Genomic DNA, 19,484 nt, shown 5'->3' with positions numbered 1-19,484 from the left:
CAAATTGTTATAAAAATCTTTTTGCAAGCGACTTGCCTGGTGCGCTCATTTAGCGATACTGTATATATATACAGTTATTCTTGTTGGGGGATTATATGGCAGCGCTGACTCTTTTTGTTTTTGGTTTATCAGCAAGTGATGGAGCATAACCATGGGCGCCTTTCCATCACCGGCGCAGGATTATGCCGAGCAGAGCATTAATCTTCATGACTTGCTGGTTAAACACCCTACAGCCACGTATTTTGTGCGGGCTTCGGATGATTCGATGATCAACGGTGGAATCGGTAAGGATGATTTACTGGTGGTCGATAGCGCTAAAACGGCGGTGCATAACAATATTGTGATTGCAGCAATCAATGGCGAATTTATTGTCAGGCAGTTACAGCTTCGGCCGGTGATTCAGTTAATGCCACTCAATCGTGCCTACAAACCTACCTTTATCGGAACCGATGAAGCGCTAGAGATATTTGGCGTCGTCACTTTCATTGTGAAATCGGCGAGTGAATGATGTTTGCTCTGGTGGACGTGAATAGTTTTTACGCGAGCTGTGAAGCCATCTTTCGGCCCGATCTGAAAGGCAAGCCAGTGGTTGTGCTAAGTAATAACGATGGCTGCATTATTGCGCGTAATGCCGAGGCTAAAAACTGTGGTGTGCAAATGGGAGGGCCGTATTTCAAGCAGAAGGATCTTTTCCGGCAAAAAGGTGTCGTTGCCTTCAGCAGTAATTACGAACTCTACGCTGATATGTCTTATCGGGTGATGACGACGCTGGAGGAAATATGCCCGCGTGTTGAGGTTTACTCCATTGATGAAGCTTTTTGCGATCTTTCTGGGGTGCGAAATTGTCGCAATCTGAAAGAATTTGGCCGTGAGATTCGTGACGTTCTTTTGCAACGCACGCATTTAACAGTGGGCGTGGGAATAGCCCAGACAAAAACTTTGGCGAAGCTTGCGAACCACGCAGCGAAAAAGTGGCCGCTAGAATCGGGTGGTGTTGTTGATCTGTCTGGTCGCGAGCGGCAACGCCAATTAATGGCGGCGTTTCCGGTTAGTGAAGTCTGGGGAATTGGTCGCCGAATCAGTAAAAAGCTTGATGCCATGGGTATTAAAACCACACTACAGCTGGCGGATGCGGATATTCGTTTTATTCGTAAACACTTTACTGTTGTGCTGGAGCGTACGGTACGTGAACTGCGCGGTGAATCTTGCCTGGGGTTTGAAGAGTTTGCGCCGACAAAACAGGAAATTATTTGCTCTCGCTCCTTTGGCGAGCGGCTTACCGAGTACGAACATATGCGTCAGGCTATTTGTAGTTATGCGGCACGCGCCGCAGAAAAACTCAGAGCTGAGCACCAGTATTGCCGACATATTTCTGCCTTCGTCAAAACATCAGCTTTCTCTGCGAATGAACCCTACTATGGCAACCAGGCGATGGTGAAATTGCTGACGCCTACGCAGGATACCCGAGATATTATCGCTGCCGCCACGCGCTGCCTGGAAGCTATCTGGAGAAGTGGCCAGCATTATCAAAAAGGCGGGGTTATGCTGGGCGATTTTTTTAGCCAGGGCATCGCGCAACTTAATCTGTTTGATGAAAACCCACCACGGGCCAACAGCGAAATGCTGATGCAGGTGATAGACGGCATTAATCAGAAGAAAGGTAAAGGGACTATCTATTTTGCAGGGCAGGGGATTGAGCAGCCATGGCAGATGAAAAGAGCGATGTTGTCACCGCGTTATACGACTCGAGCTTCAGATGTATTGAGGGTGTAATAAAGGGCGAGAAAGTGGCTGGACAGTTTCCCTTAGCTCAAAATACAGACATAAAAAAGCAGCCATAACAGGCTGCTTTCTAAGAGGTTGCTGGTCGGCACGGAGAGATTCGAACTCTCGACCCTCGCCACCCCATGACGATGCGCTACCAGGCTGCGCTACGTGCCGAAGCATAAAAAATAATACTACTTATCTGGCGATCATTTGCAAGACGGCTTATTGCTAACTGTTTCATAAATATACAATCAGTTGGCAATAAAGCGCTTCTCATCAGTTAGCACTTGCAGCAATAACCCAAGTTGAGGCTTGGTTTCTTTGATGCTTTCGCCTTTCAAATCGTACATCCGGTAGTTGCCATTGTTATCAAGCACCAGCGTCATGGTCGGCAAAGTAATCGCAAGACTGTTGTTATCAGCACCAACTACCCAGTTATTACGGCGTGTTGCGGCAAACAAGTCTTCACCTTGTGAATACTCATTCGCTGGGTTTTTGACATGAAGCAGGCGCTGCATCAGCGTTGTCATGACATCCTGGTGATCGGTGAGCTTCGTAATGGTCTGTGCAGGTGTGCCCGGCCAATGGATAACCAGTGGCACCTGAATTCGCGAACGTGACCATGCGAAGGAGTCTTGCTGCTCTTTGCCAAGAGGCACACCGTGGCCTGCGGTAATAATCACAACTGTATTCTGGAGCTTGCCTGAGGCTTCCAGCGCATCAAGCACACGTTTGATTTGTTCATCAACGTTACCCGCTGCGCGCGCATAGCGGCGAGCAAAGGCTTGCTGATTAGTATCTGCCGTGATGCTGGTGCCGTTAAAGGCAACCCACGAAAACCAACGGTTGTCATCAGATGCGTACTGCGTCAGCCAGTTAATCCATTGTGAGGCTGTTTGTCCGTCAGATTGGCTCTGCGCTGAAGGTAAAGAGAAGTCAGACAACAGGGCCTGGCGGTACATCGACGAGTCAAAACCATCGGAAGCGAAAAGCCCCAATTGATAACCTTGTTGGTTCAAGGCAGTAATTAATGCTGCTGGGATTCGGGCTGATAAAACACCGTCCATATACGCAGGCGAAATCCCATAGAACAGGCCAAAAATACCGCTGTCGGTACCGTTACCTGCACTCATATGTTGCTTGAAGTTAATGTTGCTGGCGGCAAATTCGTTGAGATTTGGCAAGTTTTTCGGGGCGTATTCAGCGTTCAGACCATCGACGGTAATCAGCAATACATTGTGGCCCGCGCCCATATCACGGAATTGCAGATCGCTAAGTGGGTACTGTACTGATACAGCTTCAGGATTACCCTGTTCCACCAGTCGACGTTGGTACTCCTTCGCATCCAGCAGGCCATGTTTTTCGAGGAAACGACGGGCTGTCATTGGATAGGAGAGCGGCAAGTTGGCACGCTGCATGGTAATCGGGCGATAGAAATTCGCATCAGCCCAGATATACATAATATGGCTGCTGAAGAATGCGACGAAGAACAGCACAACAACAGGTTTTGCATAATGTTTACGACGCCCCAGGCTGCGCAGTTTCTGCCAGCTCCAGGTCGCAAACAGCATTTCAATCAATAAAATTACCGGTACGCTGATAAACATCAGCTGCCAATCTCGCGCCATTTCACTCTGGTCGGGGTTAATCACCAGTTCCCAGACAATCGGATTAAGATGGAGATGGAAGCGAGTAAAGACTTCGCTGTCGATAAGCAGAAGTGTCATGCCTGCGGTAGCAAGCGCTGCCGAGATAAAGCGCATCAGGCGCTGTGACATAACAACGAAGGTCAGCGGGAAGAGAATCAGAAGGTAAGTGGCGAAAACCACAAAACTAAAATGACCGATAACACTCAACCAGGAATAAATACGACCCGTGAGTGTTGCCGGCCAGTCAGCGACAAATAGATAGCGGCTACCCAGCAGCGTTGCCAGCAGGATATTGAACAGGGCGAACCAATGTCCCCAACTGACCATCTGGGAAATTTTTTCGCGGTAGCGCTGACGATTAGTCACCATAACGTGTAACTACAATCCCTTAATGAGCTTTGTCTTCGCTCACGGAGGCTTGCAGTGCCTCTGCGAAAGAGCGAGCTAGAGAGCGGCGTTGAGCAGAAGCTACGCTGGTATTAATCAGGTTGGTGACCATATTTCCCAGCACCATCAGGGAAAGATCGGTTGGCGTTTGGTGCTTTTCCAGCACGCTAGCCAGTTCACTCAACAGTTCTTCGACGCGTTCGTCACTATAACGGGATATTTGTGGCATAAATTAACAATCAATTAGATTCAGGAAAGGGCGTTATCTTACCGTAGAAGGACCTGTTTTTCTGCTTTTTTATCTTTCCCCTTCATACTTCAAGCTGCACGTGCGTTGGCTGCCTTCTTGCCGCCCGAATTATTTAGGGGAGGTTGCACAAGGCTTCTGGCAATGGTTGAATACCGCCGAGTTTAAAAGGAGAGTTTATCATGAGTCTGGATATCAACCAGATTGCCTTACACCAGTTGATCAAACGCGGCGAACAGACACTTGAAGTCGTGCTGCGTGATTCTCTGTTGGCAACGAACGGCGCCGTAGAAGAAATGATGGCCGAATTGCACCGCGTATATAGTGCAAAAAATAAAGCATATGGTCTGTTCAGCGAAGAGAGTGAATTAGCGCAAGCGCTGCGTTCACAGCGTAAAGGTGACGAGGATTTCCTCGCCTTCAGCCGTGCTGCGACCGGACGTTTGCGTGATGAGCTGGCAAAATATCCATTTGCTGATGGCGGCATTGTGCTGTTTTGCGAATACCGCTACCTAGCGGTGGAATATTTACTGGTAGCGGTGCTGAACAATTTAAGCAGTATGCGCGTCAACGAAGAGCTGGATATCAGTTCCACGCACCATCTGGACATCAACCACGCCGATATCGTGGCGCGTATTGATCTGACCGAATGGGAAACCAACCCGGAATCTACGCGTTACCTGACTTTCCTTAAAGGGCGAGTGGGGCGCAAAGTGTCCGATTTCTTTATGGATTTCCTCGGTGCCAGCGAAGGTTTAAACGCCAAAGCGCAAAACAAAGGTTTGTTGCAAGCGCTGGATGATTTCACCAACGAAGCGCAACTGGATAAAAACGAACGTCAGGCCGCACGTCAGCAGGTTTATGCCTACTGTAACGAGCAACTCCAGGCGGGAGAAGAGATCGAACTTTCTTCCCTTGCAGACGAGTTACCCTGGGCTGTTGACGACAAAAACTTCCAGCAGTTCACCGCTGATAAAGGCTATGAACTTGAAGAAAGTTTCCCAGCTGACCGTGGAACATTGCGCCAGTTAACCAAATTCGCCGGTAGCGGTGGTGGGTTAACGATTAGTTTTGATGCGATGCTACTTGGTGAGCGTATTTACTGGGATCCAGCGACTGACACGCTGACCATTAAGGGCACGCCACCGAATCTGCGCGACCAGTTACAACGTCGCAGTTCTGGAAAATAGCCATAAAAAAACCCGCCGAAGCGGGTTTTTTTTCGAACTAAATTCGCGATTAAGCGCGAACGAAGTCGATGTGGCTCAGTTTTGGCTTGAACGGGTGACGCTGAACAGCCTGAACTTTAACCTTAACTTCTTTACCGTCTACAACCAGAGTCAGAACTTCTTCGTAGAAACCTGGTTTAGCTTGCAGGTTCATTACGTTGTCGTGATCCAGTTCGATAGAGATCGCAGCTTCGGAACCACCATAGATGATTGCCGGGAATTTGTTAGCTGCACGCAGGCGGCGGCTCGCACCCTTGCCCTGCTCTTTGCGTTCTACTGCATTGATAGTAAACATTAACTGTTTCTCTCTTAAATAATCCTGTTACAGGCGACCCAGCAACAGGTAAGTGATCTGCTTTGCGGATGCAAAAGCGGGCGCATTATAGCCATTCCACGCGACATCAGCAATTAAAAGAACCTTTAGCCACGTAATTCATTTGCCCGGCGGAAGCGTCCTTCGTAATCAAATACCTTTTCCCGCACATTCCAGAAGTTGCCGTTCTTGCGTGCGACGACAAAATCCGGGTGGCGAAGTGCTGATTGCTGAGCCACAACATCAGCGGCGTTTATCCAACGTAGCGGCACGCCTGGTGCACGGTTGTGTGGCCGAATAAATAGCTGCTCGAAAGCCATACGTTGGGCGGGTGTTTGCAGGCGGAAGCGCTCACTGACATCTGCGCCATCTTCATCAAAATAGGTAATCTTCAGCCAGTCACCTTTTTCGTCGCCACCGTGTTGCAGCGTCATTCCGCCACAGCGCAGCACCAGGGCATCTTTCAATTTCAGCGCGGCTTTTAACATATCGTCGGGATCGACCAGAACATGGTCACACTGGTGGCAGCGACGGGCGGCAATATCGTTCTCTGCATTACATTGCGGACAATTTTTGAAACGGAAGCGGTAATCACATTGTTCGCGTGCGCCGTCGTCATCTTCAAACCAGCCCTGGCAGCGGCGGCCAAAGTGTTCAATTAACTTGCCGTCGCTGGTGGTCTTGCCCCAGAACGTGTTGGCAAAACCGCATGAAGGGCAGAAAACCTGCACGGGCACGTTATCGCTTTTACCTTTCGCCGCGCCGACTTCTGGAGTGAATAGATCATGGGGATTTCCGGCGTAATCCAGTATCAAGCAATCTTTTTTACCGGGAGCCAGGCGCAAACCACGACCAACAATTTGTTGATAAAGGCTGACAGACTCTGTCGGGCGCAAAATAGCAATCAAATCGACATGCGGTGCGTCAAAGCCGGTGGTGAGCACGGAAACGTTAACCAGGAAACGGAATTGCTGGTTTTTAAATGCTTCGATTAATGTATCGCGGGCAGGGCTTGGGGTATCTGCGGTAATCAGAGCCGCATCGTTTTTAGGCAGCAGCGCGGTGACTTCTTTGGCGTGCTCAACGGTTGAGGCAAAAACCATCACGCCGCGCCTGTCGGCGGCAAACTCAACAATCTGGCTGACGATATGTGGGGTAATACGCTTTTGCTGTTTCAGTTCACGGTTAAGGTCGGCTTCGCTGAATAAACCGTTCGATTGTGCCTGCAAGCGGCTAAAATCGTACTGCACCACGGGCATATCGAGGCGCTCGGGTGGCGTTAAATAGCCGTGCTTAATCATGTAACGCAGCGGTAATTCGTAAATGCAGTCACGGAACAGGGCTTTTTCATTGCCGCGAACCATGCCGTGATAGTGAAAATGGTAGATCCAGCCTTTCCCGAGCCGATAGGGTGTTGCGGTCAGGCCAAGCAGACGCAGTTTAGGATTTGCCGTGCGTAAATGTGCGAGGATTTGCTGGTACTGGCTATCGTCGGCATCACCAATGCGGTGGCATTCATCGACAATCAGCAACGAAAACTCGCCGTGGAATTGCTCAAGATTGCGGGCTACGGATTGCACGCTGCCGAAAACGACTTTTCCATTGCTCTCTTTGCGTTGTAGACCGGCAGCGAATATATCGGCTTCCAGGCCAAGCGCGCAATATTTTGCATGGTTTTGCGCGACCAGCTCTTTAACGTGTGCAAGTACTAACACTCGTCCTCGCGCCACACGGGCAAGTTCGGCAATCACCAGACTTTTTCCCGCGCCCGTAGGCAGCACAATCACCGCAGGGGTGATGTTTTTACGGAAGTAGTGCAGCGTGGCGTCTACTGCTTCTTGTTGGTAGGGGCGTAAGGTAAAGGACATTATTGATCAGGTCTGTGAAACATCAGCGGCGATTATGCCATGAAACAGGGTTTTAGCTTGAGAGACTTTTCTATCTCGCTATACTGGCAAACTAATTAACAGGCAAACGAATTTTACCCATATAAACGGGCTGATGCCCGGCCAGCGGTTTTGTCCTGGTACCTCTTAGAAACAGGCAATATTTAATGCGACTCGATAAATTTATCTCTCAGCAGCTCGGTGTGAGCCGTGCTATCTCTGGCCGTGAAATCCGCGCAAGCCGTGTCACGATTGACGGTGAAGTGGTGCGTGACGCTTCTTTTAAACTGAACCCTGAGCACCAGGTGGAGTTTGATGGTCGTTCACTGACTCAGCAAGTCGGCCCTCGCTACTTTATGCTTAATAAGCCGCAGGGTTATGTTTGTTCGACAGAAGACCCAGATCATCCAACCGTGCTGTATTTCCTTGATGAGCCAATGGCGCACAAACTGCATGCAGCAGGGCGTCTGGATATCGACACTACCGGTCTGGTATTGATGACCGATGATGGTCAGTGGTCGCACCGCATTACTTCTCCGCGTCATCATTGTGAGAAAACCTATCTGGTGACACTTGAGAATCCGATCTCCGATGACACAGCAGAACAATTTGCAGCTGGCGTTCAACTGCATAATGAAAAAGATCTTACGCTGCCAGCCACACTTGAAGTGATTACTCCGCTTGAAGTGCGTTTGACCATCAGCGAAGGCCGTTACCACCAGGTAAAACGCATGTTTGCGGCGGTAGGCAACCATGTGGTTGGCTTGCATCGTGAACGTATTGGCGCAATTGCTATGGATGCAGATCTCGCACCCGGCGAATACCGCACATTAACCGAAGAAGAAGTTACCAGTGTTGGCATGCCACCACGTTAATTCCAGGAGGAAGTGTTGAGTAGCAAGCAAAACTCGTCTATTGGCATTGTGGTGATACTTGGCCTGCTGGCCATGTTAATGCCGTTATCAATAGATATGTATTTACCGGCCCTGCCGGTCATTGCCTCAGAGTTTGGCGTGCCAGCAGGCAGCGCGCAAATGACGTTAAGTACCTATATTCTTGGTTTTGCTATCGGTCAGCTATTTTATGGCCCGATGGCGGACAGCATCGGCCGTAAGCCAGTGGTGCTGGGCGGTACGCTTGTCTTTGCTGCGGCGGCAATTGCTTGCGCGCTCTCACAAACGATTGATCACCTGATTGCAATGCGTTTTCTGCATGGCCTTTCTGCTGCTGCGGCAAGCGTGGTAATCAATGCCCTGATGCGCGATATTTATCCAAAAGAAGAGTTCTCGCGCATGATGTCGTTCGTCATGCTGATAACCACTATTGCACCTCTTGTAGCACCGATGGTAGGTGGGGCAGTGCTGGTATGGTTTAGTTGGCATGCAATCTTCTGGATCCTGGCATTGGCAGCACTTCTGGCATCAGCGATGATTTTCTTCCTGATCCACGAAACGCTACCCGTGGAACGTCGGCAGAAGTTTCACTTACGCACAACGATAGGTAACTTCGCTACGTTATTCCGTCATAAGCGTGTGTTGAGCTATATGTTGGCGAGCGGTTTTAGCTTTGCAGCAATGTTCTCATTTTTGAGCGCTGGCCCGTTTGTTTACATTGAACTCAATCACGTTGCGCCACAGCATTTTGGTTACTACTTCGCGCTTAACATCTTGTTCTTGATTGTGATGACGCTAATTAATAGCCGCTTCGTACGTCGTTTCGGCCCGCTGGCGATGTTCCGCTTTGGGTTGTTTGTCCAGTTTGCTATGGCTATCTGGCTGGTACTTAGTACGATGCTGGGGTTCGGTTTTTGGTCGATGGTGTTGGGTGTGGCGGCATTTGTTGGGTGCGTTTCAATGGTGTCGTCAAACGCGATGGCGGTAATTCTTGATGAGTTTCCACATATGGCGGGAACAGCTTCTTCGCTGGCTGGCACGTTTCGTTTCGGTATCGGCGCATTAACCGGCGCGCTGCTATCCTTTGCGACTTTTAATTCTGCGTGGCCGATGATTTGGTCGATTGCCGTGTGCGCGACTTGCTCCATTGTGTTCTATCTCTACGCCAGCCGCCCGCGCTTAACCACTAAATAATCCTAAAGTATGTAAACGGGTATCGCCAGGTGCCCGTTCTTTAATCCAAATCAACGAAATCCTCTCACAAACGCCTACAATTTGTTTCTCAAATGTAAACGTATCAACAACAAAAAGTCACATTCTTGTAGTTAAAAAGGTTGAGTTACATCGCAGAAAGCGTTACATATAGCGCCGAAATGTGTGCGGCACCACAAAAATAAAACACTAAATATGAAATGGTAGACAAATAATTACAACGGATGTAAGCGGTTTCTAGGTTGTTTACACACAAAGCATCAACATTGTGTTAACCTTTATGTAAACTGTTTGTGAAATAATTTTGGATTTTTTGGGGACACCACAGTGAATACTTTACAGCTTTCCATTGTTCATCGCTTACCACATAGATATCGTTGGTTGGCGGGTTTTGCAGGTTCCAGAGTTGAACCGATTCCGCAAAATGGTCAGAACGCTGAAAATTGTCTGATTGGCCTGAAATTACTAAGCGATAACAATAGTGATTCTGCCTGGCCGACCATGCACAAATTAAGCCTGGCGCTGAGAGATATCGAAGTGGATTCTGCCGTCGTGGAATGTGAAGGTCAGCCATGCCTGTTTGTTAATCGTCAGGATGAGCAAACTGCAACGTGCAGACTTAAGAACTTCGGCGTGGCTATTGCTGAATCTTTCTCCAGCACGAATCCCTTTTGATTCTTAAGCTTGCAAATCAAGCAAGCGCGAGTAACTGGCGTGTGTATTCCGCCTGAGGTGCTGCAAAAATTTGCTGGCATGCTCCTTGTTCAACTACTTCTCCCTGCCTCAGTACAACGACCTGATGGCATAACGACTTCACTACTCGCAAGTCATGGCTGATAAAAATGTAGGCCAACTGATGCTTTTCTTGTAACGACTTCAGCAACGCGAGTATTTGTGCTTGTACGGAGCGGTCGAGCGAAGAAGTCGGTTCATCAAGAATGATTAGCTCAGGTTGTAAAATCAGCGCTCTGGCAATGGCGATACGCTGTCTTTGTCCGCCAGAAAATTCTGCCGTATAACGATGCATTGTTTGCGGATCTAACCCCACCTCCTGCATAGCCACTATGACTCTTTGCTCACGTTCTGCCGCAGTTAACGCAGGCTGATGCACGCGTAAACCTTCTTCAATTATCTGCAAAACATCCAGACGTGGGTTCAACGATGAATTTGGATCCTGGAAAACGACCTGAATACGTCGACGCAGTGGTAGCAGCTTTTTGCGATTAAGCTCATGCAGTGGCTTGCCATCAAACCATATCTCACCGTTGGAATTAATTAGGCGTAGCAACGCAAGCCCAGTGGTACTTTTACCTGATCCTGACTCCCCAACCAGACCGATGCTTTCACCGGCACGCAGCGTAAAACTTAGGTCTTTTATTCCGTAGTTATAACCGATGGTTTTCTTAAGCAACCCGCGGCGAATAGGGAAGGCGACCTGCAAACCTTGAACGGTCAATAGCGGCTTGCTGCTCTCATCTACGGGACGTGGGCTACCCGTGGGCTCGGCGTCCAGCAGTTGTTGCGTGTAAGGATGCTGCGGTGCAGATAACAGTTTAGTTGCGGAGTTTTGTTCAACACATTTACCGTTGCGCATGACAGCAACGTTATCCGCCAGCTTTTTGACGATATTCAGATTATGGGTAATGAACAACAACCCCATATTCAGCTCTTGTTTGAGCTCTTTGAGTAATTGCAGAATTTGCGCCTGCACCGTGACATCCAGAGCAGTTGTCGGCTCGTCGGCAATAAGTAATTCTGGGCGAGTCAGCAGCGCCATGGCAATCATCACGCGCTGTCGCTCGCCACCAGAAAGCTGGTGGGGGAAATCAGTTAAGCGGTTTGCCGCATTACGAATGCCAACCCGGTCCAGGCACGTTAGCATTTCAGCACGAGCGGCTTCACGGCGCATTCCACGATGCAGCGATAACACTTCATAAAGCTGCTTTTCAATATTGTGCAGCGGGTTTAGTGAAACCATCGGCTCTTGAAAAATCATGGCGATTTTGTTGCCACGTACGCTTCGAAGCGTCTGTTCTGGAGCATGTAATAACTCCTGCCCTTTAAAGAAGATCTCACCCGACGGATAAACAACTGGCGGTGCCGGTAACAGACGCAGCACCGATAACGCCGTGACGCTTTTCCCTGAGCCTGATTCACCGACTAACGCGAGTGTTTCACCGGCATTCACCTCGAGCGATAAATCGTCCACAACTTGCGCAATGGTGTCGCCGCTTCGGAAAGCCACGGATAAATTCTTTATGGACAGCAGTGGAGTAGTCATATCAGTGCGCCTTGCTCGGATCGAAGGCGTCGCGCACTGCTTCGCCGATAAAAATAAGTAACGTCAGCAATAGTGCCAGCGAGAGAAATGCGGTGATGCCAAGCCACGGAGCCTGAAGGTTATTTTTGCCTTGCAGCAACAGCTCACCGAGGGATGGGGAACCAAGAGGCAAACCGAAGCCCAGGAAATCCAGTGAGGTGAGGGTAGTAATGGAACCGCAAAGAATAAACGGTAAGAAAGTCAGGGTGGCGACCATGGCGTTGGGCAGCATATGGCGTGTAATTATCGACCTGTCGCTGACACCCATTGCCTGTGCCGCGCGAATGTAATCGAAGTTCCGGGTGCGCAGAAACTCTGCACGAACCACTCCCACCAGACTCATCCAGCCAAACAGCACCGTAATCCCCAACAGCCACCAGAAATTAGGCTGGATGACGCTTGAAAGCAGGATTATCAGGAACAGTGTCGGCATTCCGGACCACACTTCGATAAATCTCTGCCCCCATAAATCTACTCGCCCGCCGTAATAGCCCTGAACCGCACCAGCAACTATCCCAATCACGCTGGAAAAGAGTGTCAGCATCAGCCCGAAAAGAATAGAAATGCGCGTGCCGTAGAGAATGCGTGCCAGTACATCGCCACCGTTGGCGTCAGTCCCTAGCCAGTTTTGAGAACTTGGCGGTGAAGGGAAGGGAACAGTGGTAGCAAAGTTAATAGCACTAGAGCCAAAGCGAATCGGTGCCCAGATTACCCAACCTTTTTGGTTCAGGCGTTCTGCAAGCCACGGGTCCTGATAATCAGCAGGGGTTGCTAGAGGCCCGCCGAAATCACTTTCACTATAATTGGCAATACATGGGAAATAGAGACGTTCCTGGTAGTGAACGACCAATGGACGATCGTTAGCAATAAGCTCTGAACCGAGACTAAGCACAAACAGAACAGCGAATATCCACAACGACCAGTAGCCGCGTTTATTTTGACAAAACCGAGCCCAACGGGCCTGAGTCACAGGACTTAAACGACTCATCCACGCCCCTCAAAATCAATACGCGGATCGACCAGCGTGTAAGTGATGTCGCTCAAAATGTTCAGTAGCAAACCAATGAGCGTAAATATGTATAGTGTGCCAAACATCACCGGGTAATCGCGTGAAATGGTTGAGTCATAGCCCAATAAACCCAGGCCATTTAGCGAGAACATCACTTCGATTAGCAGTGAACCGGTAAAAAACATACCGATGAACGTGGCAGGAAAGCCAGCAATCACTAAAAGCATGGCGTTGCGGAAAACATGGCGATAGAGGATTTTCTTTTCACTCAGCCCTTTAGCGCGGGCTGTAACCACATATTGTTTACGAATTTCATCAAGAAACGAGTTCTTCGTCAGCATGGTTAAGGTCGCAAAGCCTCCGACCACTGTTGCCAGCACCGGCAAGGTGATGTGCCAGAGGTAGTCAATAATTTTCCCGTACCACGGTAAGGTATCGAAATTGGTCGACACCAACCCGCGTAGTGGGAACCAGTCCAGATAACTGCCACCGGCAAACAATACAATCAGCAAAATTGCGAATAAGAATGCGGGAATGGCGTAGCCAATGATAATAAAAGTGCTACTCCAGATATCAAAACTGCTGCCATTACTGACGGCTTTTCGTATGCCGAGTGGGATCGACACGATATAGATAATCAGCGTGCTCCATAGGCCAATTGAGATAGAAACCGGCAGGCTTTCTTTAATCAGATGGATAACGGATGCGCTGCGAAACAGGCTTTCACCGAAGTCAAAACGCAAATAATCGCCAAGCATTTTGAAGTAGCGTTCATGGATCGGTTTATCAAAACCATAGCGATGAGTGATTTCAGCAATCACTTCCGGGTCGAGACCGCGAGCTCCTCGGTACTGGCTGTCACCAACGTTACCCACGCCAACACGCGCATGGCCGCTGCCCATAGTGTCAGTACTCATACCCGGCATTCCCGAACCATGGCCAAACTGAATTGCTGCAATAGCCTGATCTACAGGGCCGCCAGGTGCTATCTGTACGATGAAAAAATTGATGGTGATAATTGCCCACAACGTGGGGATTATCAGCAACAAGCGACGTAACAGATAACTTCCCATATATTCCCTTAACGCCTGTTGGCTGGTAATTGTGCGGCTTTATTGACGTCGTACCACCAGGTATCAAACCCGGTTGCGTATAACGGATGAATAGCCGGCTTTGAAAACTTGTTCCACCAGGCGAAACGATCTGCGGCCATGTACCACATCGGGATCATGTAGTAATTCCATGTCAGTACGCGATCCAGAGCCCTGCCTAAGGGAAGCAGTTTTTGTTTATCGCCTTGATTAGCAACAATCTGAGAAATCAGTTCGTCAACCACCGGGCTTTTCACTCCGGGGGCGTTGTATGTGGAATCAACGTATTCCGAAGCCCATGCGATTTGCACGTCAGCACTGGGATATGGCATGGCGCTATAAAGCGTTGGGATCATATCGTAATCCCTCTTGCGCATGCGGTTAGTAAGCTGCGAGTTGTCGACCTGGCGAATCTCCATCGTGATCCCCAACCGTTGTAAATTATGCTGGAACGGCAAAACCCATTGTGTATTACCGGTAGCCCCTATCAGCAATTCGAAGGTGAAGGGTTTACCTGTTTCAACATTGATGAGTTTCTGGTCTTTCAGCTCCCATCCAGCCTCTTTTAACAACGTCATGGCTTTGAGCAGGTTTTCTCGGTCAAAACCATTGCCGCTCGATTCTGGCGGGTTGTAGATGCTGGTGAATACTTCTGGCGGTAAATCCTTTTTCATGGGCGCCAGGAGGATGAGCTCATCCGCATGTGGGTAATCACGAGCGGCATATTCTGTATTCTGGAAATAACTGTTTGCTCGACTGTAAGCGCCATAGAAAAGCGCTTTGTTCATCCACTCAAAATCAAAGGCCAGGCCAATCGCTTCGCGTACTTTCCGGTTTTCAAAAATTGGACGCTGAATGTTAAATGCCAGCCAGCGTGCATCTTGCGCCGCATCGTTGGACTGTTCTTCTTTTACGATGAAATGGTTAGCGAAATTTTTTCCAATGTAGCGCGTGGCCCAGTTTTTGGCTGAAACTTCGTTACGAAAATCGAACGCTCCGGCTTTGAAAGCTTCGAAAGCGACGTTGTCGTCGAGGTAATAGTCGTACCGAATGGAGTCAAAATTCCAGCGCCCGCGGTTAACTGGCAAATTGGCGGCCCAGTAATCCCTGACACGTGAGTAGGTGATGTATTGCCCCATACGCCAGGCCGTTATTTTGTAGGGACCACTTGCCAGAGGGGGAGCAGACAGAGGATCGCTGAGTTTATGATTCTTCCAGAATTTTTCAGGGAGCACAGGTAGTGAGAACAAACCTAACATTCGTTCTTTACTGGGTGTTGCCAGTTCAATGCGTACCGTTAAAGGGGCAATTGCTCTCACTTTTGCGCCCTTATAAACCAGACGAAATTGCGGTACGCCTTCGGTCATAAATTTATTGAAGGTAAAGGCTACATCGCTGGCTTTTATGGGCGTCCCATCATGAAAACGTGCCTGCGGATTAATTTCGATTTCAGCCCACGCAAAGTTATCTGGGTAGCGCGCCATCTCAGCGACCAGCGGGTAGTAGCTTCCCGGCTCGTCATCGGCGTTGGCAAAAAGCGTGTCATATAGGGTTTCGGTGCTTACACCCGGATTGCCGCGCAGAGCATAGCGGTTGAAGTTATCAAAGGTGCCAATTGCCGAGAGCGTGATATCCCCGCCTTTCGGAGCTGCAGGGTTAACATAATCAAAATGGGTGAAGTTGATGGCGTATTTAGGTTCCCCTAAAACGGCAAAGGAGTAGCTTTCCTTGATGTTCTCAGCAAGGCCTGGGGCTGCAATCAGGCAAAGACTCAGCAGGGTGAAAATACGGGCAAACATCGTATAGATCAATCCTTGTTGGGGAGGAGCTTACCTAATTATTTCATCCCGAAACAATATCAGTGTCCAGGCAACGCCCCGCCGCGTTATAACGCCATGATGATAAATCATAAGTTATAGCCGCCATACTTCAAGCAGCATCGGCGTTGGCTGGGCTCAAGCAAGTTCATCGTAGGTTTTTTGCTGACCGCCCCATGACTGCAATTGTTCAAGAGTGAGTGGGCGGGCGAAATAGTAGCCTTGTAAATAATTCACCCCTCGATCGATTAACCATTTGGCTTGCTCAGGTGTTTCCACACCTTCTGCAACTGTCGTCATGCTTAGCTTGCGAGCAAGGGTTAATACGGCATCAAGTACTGGGGATGTTACAGTTTCTAAACCTATAGAATTAACAAAGCCGCGATCGATCTTCAGATAATCCAGCTTAAAGCGTTCAAGATAGATAAGTGCGCTGTGCCCCGTGCCAAAATCATCGACTGCAGTTTGAAATCCTTGCTCATTCATCCATGTAAACAGGCAGCTGGCTTCATTTTCTTTCACCATATCTCGTTCAGTGATTTCGAAAATTAACTGGAAATGATGAAGGGGCAATGAGGCGGCAAAGGCTTGAATATCTTCTTTAAAGGTTGGTGAGTGTAAATGGCTAGGAGCCAGATTAACGCCGAGGCGCGCACCAGCCGGTAAGATGTGCTGGAGCTTTTTGGCATCGCGTGCAATCAATTCAAACAAATGGCGGGTGAGGGGAACGATCAATTGCTGTGCTTCGGCGAATGCAATAAATGCATCGGGAGGAATAGGCCCTGCAATTGGGTGGTTCCAGCGCATCAATACTTCTACGCCTGACATTTTTAACTCTTTGGCATCAACTACCGGCTGATATACAACATAAAATTGCCCGCGTTTAATACCCATCAAAATCTCTTTACCGGAACGTAGGCGCACCGTCAGGAAATAGGCGCATAGCGCACCACCCAGGATGCCGAATACGAGCCCGGTCAGAATCGAGATTTGAATGTCTTCTACAGGCCAGGTTTTGCCATACAACGCTATCTTGATGGGGAAGTCTTCCATGACTATCACGCGCGTAGGATGCTTCGGTAGGCTCGCAGCATTCATCACATTGCTGGATATTGTGGTTAGCGCTTTATCGCCAGCGATGATCGCCATCGACACCATGTCGCTCTGGCGAGTAGTGAACAATAGATACGGTGTAAGATTTACGTTCAGGGTGGCGAAAACCCCACGCCCCTCAATTACCGGATTTTTAAACCATGCGGCAATAGTCGGCTTACCGGGCATCATTGGGGTACCGAGCATGATAACCAAATCGATATTTTTATTGATATCGATATCCGGGGAAAGCTGATGCATCTCCATCAACATGCTGCCTGTAGCCGAGGAACAGTAGGCATTGCCGTTACGAACTAATGCAAAGGCGCGAACGTTAGCGTTAAAGGCTGCGCGCGCGGTTAATTCGCCGGAGACTTGATGGCAGTCTGAAAGGGTTAACGGTTGAATGCCGCTGATAGTCGATTGGAGGTCCTGGAAAAAGGTGCTGAGATATTCACGCATATCTTCAGTTAGTGTGTCGTAGCTGGCTTCACGCTTGCTGTGCAATGTCAGGCTAGTTATTCCGCCAATCAATAGCGCGGCAAGCACGCCGGCCAAAATACTGAAGGCGGCTATTTGCCGGACAGAGGTAAAGTAACGTGAGAAAATATTTTTAGAAAACATGTATGAATGGTTCCTGCAGGCGCAAGAGACTGATTGTTTATTTGCGTTTTTTTGGACTATAACGCAAAAACGATCAATGCGTCATAAAGTTTCGAACGAAAACCATCATCATTTTAGAATTATTTAACTGGATGAATTTCAGGCAATAAAAAACGCTGCATAAGCAGCGTTGTTTTGTCTCGTCATATTGTTGTCTTGCAGAACAGCCAAGGGAGTAACTGTCTGCAAGGAGCGCATTAACTACGGCTCAATACACGTCGCGCTTCGTTGTAACGCTTTTTCCAGTAAGGCTCATCCATGCTTGAAATCGTCACACCACTGCTGGTGGAAGCATGTACAAACTGGTTGTTACCGATATAGATTCCAACATGTCGACCCGTTGAACCCGCACGGAACAGAACTAAATCGCCAGTACGTAATTTACTACGTGAAATCGATTTACCTGAATCCTGCTGTTCAGAAGTTGAACGAGGCAACTCTAAACCAAATTGTTCACGGAATGTGCGCTGCACAAATGCAGAACAATCAATGCCGCTTCTATTACTGCCACCGAGGCGATAACGAACGCCTTTCCAACTTGCATATTGATCCATAAGACGTGATTTCACATCTACATTACGGACCATCTCTTCGAATTCATCCTGAGAAGCTTGCAGTAAAAAACCATCTTTATTGCCGACTGCATGCGTCTCAGAATGCATATTTGCGGTGTTTGTCGAACTACATGCTGACAGCAATACTGCCACAGCAACGGCGGGAATTACCCGCAAGATATATCTCAAAATAGGCTGAGACTTGACCATTATGTTTGTTATCCCTTGATGTCCTTTACGATAAATATCGTTATACAAAATACCAACGTGACGAGACTAATTACCTGCGCGCCATGAGACAAATGCTAATGAACAAAACTGTGGTTTGTCGCACAAAATTATTCACATAACAAATGAATTGGGCTTCAGCGCAAAACGTATTCGAGGTTACCTCATCAAATCAGGCATGGCGAGCGGTTTTCTCTGAAATTTTATAAGAAATTGTGATGTTAAAAGGTAAAAAGTAATATTGCATAGTTGTTAACCAGAACTGTTGCTTATCTGTGCAGGTACTTCATTTATCTAATGAAGATGGCAGGTTAAATATTAGTCGCTCCATGTGAGTGACTAAAAAACAGACAGCAATCATTTCTGGTTTCTGATGATTGCTGAAAATAATGTTTATTTGTTGTTATTGAATTGTTCTTTTTTTGACGGGTAAATAACGATCCAGGAGATTAATTAACCCATCGCTTAATGGGGTTAATAGAGCCCAGGGCAACCCAACGAGAGCAATAGATAACGAGCCGACGAAGATATCAGTGAACCAATGTGCGCCAATCATCATGCGCGGCATGATGAAAATAAGGAAAATAATTACAGCAATAGCAAACGCTTTTTTACCGAAATATCGCAGCATGAAGCCGGTGAAAATCAGCAGCATTAATCCATGATCACCAGGGAAACTATCCTTAGACGCATCTTTAGTTGGGAAATGCAGCAATTCGCTGACACGGTGAATATCCGTGAAATAGAGCGTTGGGCTGACGTGAGATTCGGGAATCAAATGGCCAAGTTGATTGATAATAATTGCGCAAAATAACATCACAATACCCATGATGAACATGCGTCGGCGGCCTGTCGCTGACTCTTTGCGCCAGTAACAGAAAAACAGTGAACCCATCGCTAATAGCGAAATGCCATCAAACACCCGATTATTGGTCACGGCAACAAACACAAGGAAGGCGTGACTCTTCACCAGCTCGCGGTTAAAGAAATGGAAGATCCCGGAGTCCAGGGTAAACCAAAAACCATGCCCCTCGGGCAGGTACCAACTAAAAAATAGTGCTAACCCAAGTGCATTAAGCATCAGGATGAGAGGTAATCGAATATTATTCATACGAAATCATTAGATA

Annotated in this window: 17 protein-coding genes and 1 tRNA gene; 6 read left to right on the top strand and 12 right to left on the bottom strand. The window is 48.3% G+C overall.

The genetic code is table 11. From position 1 onward, the window contains the following. The first annotated feature begins 151 nt into the window (after positions 1-151). Both umuD and GC128_RS12135 read left to right on the top strand, forming a co-directional pair. Positions 152-508, top strand: a complete 357-nt coding sequence (gene umuD, locus GC128_RS12140; protein ID WP_151994511.1) for a translesion error-prone DNA polymerase V autoproteolytic subunit — start codon at positions 152-154, stop codon at positions 506-508. Then, complete coding sequence (locus tag GC128_RS12135; protein ID WP_151994534.1) at positions 508-1,773, top strand: Y-family DNA polymerase; 1,266 nt, start codon at positions 508-510, stop codon at positions 1,771-1,773. Before umuD ends, GC128_RS12135 begins: the two co-directional genes overlap by 1 nt. A gap of 91 nt (positions 1,774-1,864) precedes the next feature. Here the strand turns inward: GC128_RS12135 and GC128_RS12130 are convergent. From GC128_RS12130 to GC128_RS12120, 3 genes are all read right to left on the bottom strand, one after another. After that, a tRNA-Pro gene (locus tag GC128_RS12130) sits at positions 1,865-1,941 on the bottom strand. 77 nt (positions 1,942-2,018) lie between these two features. Further along, positions 2,019-3,785 carry an LPS biosynthesis-modulating metalloenzyme YejM gene (gene yejM / locus GC128_RS12125; protein WP_151994510.1) on the bottom strand — a complete coding sequence of 589 codons (1,767 nt, stop codon included), beginning with the start codon at positions 3,783-3,785 and terminating at the stop codon, positions 2,019-2,021. A gap of 19 nt (positions 3,786-3,804) precedes the next feature. Continuing rightward, a complete protein-coding gene (locus GC128_RS12120) occupies positions 3,805-4,032 on the bottom strand; it encodes a YejL family protein (protein ID WP_034458713.1) in 228 nt (75 codons plus the stop codon). A gap of 200 nt (positions 4,033-4,232) precedes the next feature. On the opposite strand from GC128_RS12120, the gene yejK reads away from it, so the two are divergent. Further along, positions 4,233-5,240, top strand: coding sequence for a nucleoid-associated protein YejK (gene yejK, locus GC128_RS12115; RefSeq protein WP_151994509.1), 1,008 nt, complete (start codon positions 4,233-4,235; stop codon positions 5,238-5,240). A 49-nt stretch (positions 5,241-5,289) separates the two neighbouring features. Here the strand turns inward: yejK and rplY are convergent, their stop codons facing one another. Together rplY and GC128_RS12105 are read right to left on the bottom strand one after the other, a co-directional pair. Next, on the bottom strand, positions 5,290-5,574 hold the full coding sequence (gene rplY, locus GC128_RS12110; RefSeq protein ID WP_034497069.1) for a 50S ribosomal protein L25: 285 nt from the start codon (positions 5,572-5,574) through the stop codon (positions 5,290-5,292). Positions 5,575-5,699: 125 nt separating this feature from the next. Beyond that, entirely contained in the window at positions 5,700-7,460 is a 1,761-nt protein-coding gene (locus GC128_RS12105; RefSeq protein ID WP_151994508.1) for a DEAD/DEAH box helicase, read from the bottom strand. A gap of 185 nt (positions 7,461-7,645) precedes the next feature. Between GC128_RS12105 and rsuA the strand changes: the two genes are divergently transcribed. The 3 genes from rsuA to GC128_RS12090 all read left to right on the top strand — a co-directional run bounded on the left by rsuA (position 7,646) and on the right by GC128_RS12090 (position 10,258). Continuing rightward, entirely contained in the window at positions 7,646-8,353 is a 708-nt protein-coding gene (gene rsuA / locus GC128_RS12100) for a 16S rRNA pseudouridine(516) synthase RsuA (protein ID WP_151994507.1), read from the top strand. Between the two features lie 15 nt (positions 8,354-8,368). Next, positions 8,369-9,565 (top strand): Bcr/CflA family multidrug efflux MFS transporter, encoded by a 1,197-nt coding sequence (locus tag GC128_RS12095; RefSeq protein WP_064512559.1) that lies wholly within the window; start codon positions 8,369-8,371, stop codon positions 9,563-9,565. A gap of 345 nt (positions 9,566-9,910) precedes the next feature. Further along, entirely contained in the window at positions 9,911-10,258 is a 348-nt protein-coding gene (locus GC128_RS12090) for a YejG family protein (RefSeq protein WP_064512557.1), read from the top strand. A gap of 16 nt (positions 10,259-10,274) precedes the next feature. Here GC128_RS12090 and yejF read toward each other — a convergent pair whose 3' ends face one another. From yejF to GC128_RS12055, 7 genes are all read right to left on the bottom strand, one after another. Further along, the gene (gene yejF, locus GC128_RS12085) at positions 10,275-11,864 is read right to left on the bottom strand and encodes a microcin C ABC transporter ATP-binding protein YejF (protein ID WP_151994506.1); all 1,590 of its coding nucleotides are present in this window, start codon (positions 11,862-11,864) and stop codon (positions 10,275-10,277) included. A gap of 1 nt (position 11,865) precedes the next feature. Next, entirely contained in the window at positions 11,866-12,891 is a 1,026-nt protein-coding gene (locus GC128_RS12080; RefSeq protein WP_151994505.1) for a microcin C ABC transporter permease, read from the bottom strand. After that, positions 12,888-13,985: a microcin C ABC transporter permease YejB gene (locus GC128_RS12075; protein ID WP_151994504.1), complete on the bottom strand. Its 1,098-nt coding sequence runs from the start codon at positions 13,983-13,985 to the stop codon at positions 12,888-12,890. The genes GC128_RS12080 and GC128_RS12075 overlap by 4 nt, the downstream gene beginning before the upstream one ends. 8 nt (positions 13,986-13,993) lie before the next feature. Continuing rightward, positions 13,994-15,802, bottom strand: coding sequence for an extracellular solute-binding protein (locus GC128_RS12070; RefSeq protein WP_151994503.1), 1,809 nt, complete (start codon positions 15,800-15,802; stop codon positions 13,994-13,996). Positions 15,803-15,958: 156 nt separating this feature from the next. Beyond that, a complete protein-coding gene (locus tag GC128_RS12065; RefSeq protein WP_151994502.1) occupies positions 15,959-17,536 on the bottom strand; it encodes a cyclic di-GMP phosphodiesterase in 1,578 nt (525 codons plus the stop codon). A 236-nt stretch (positions 17,537-17,772) separates the two neighbouring features. Continuing rightward, complete coding sequence (mepS, locus tag GC128_RS12060; protein ID WP_151994501.1) at positions 17,773-18,339, bottom strand: bifunctional murein DD-endopeptidase/murein LD-carboxypeptidase; 567 nt, start codon at positions 18,337-18,339, stop codon at positions 17,773-17,775. A gap of 421 nt (positions 18,340-18,760) precedes the next feature. Next, positions 18,761-19,468 carry a phosphatase PAP2 family protein gene (locus tag GC128_RS12055; protein WP_151994500.1) on the bottom strand — a complete coding sequence of 236 codons (708 nt, stop codon included), beginning with the start codon at positions 19,466-19,468 and terminating at the stop codon, positions 18,761-18,763. Positions 19,469-19,484 lie beyond the last annotated feature (16 nt).

This window comes from Buttiauxella massiliensis (assembly GCF_902500225.1).
In the GTDB taxonomy this organism is placed as follows: domain Bacteria; phylum Pseudomonadota; class Gammaproteobacteria; order Enterobacterales; family Enterobacteriaceae; genus Buttiauxella; species Buttiauxella massiliensis.
Note: the sequence above shows the minus strand (reverse complement) of the source record. Positions and strands in the feature narration are given on the sequence as shown.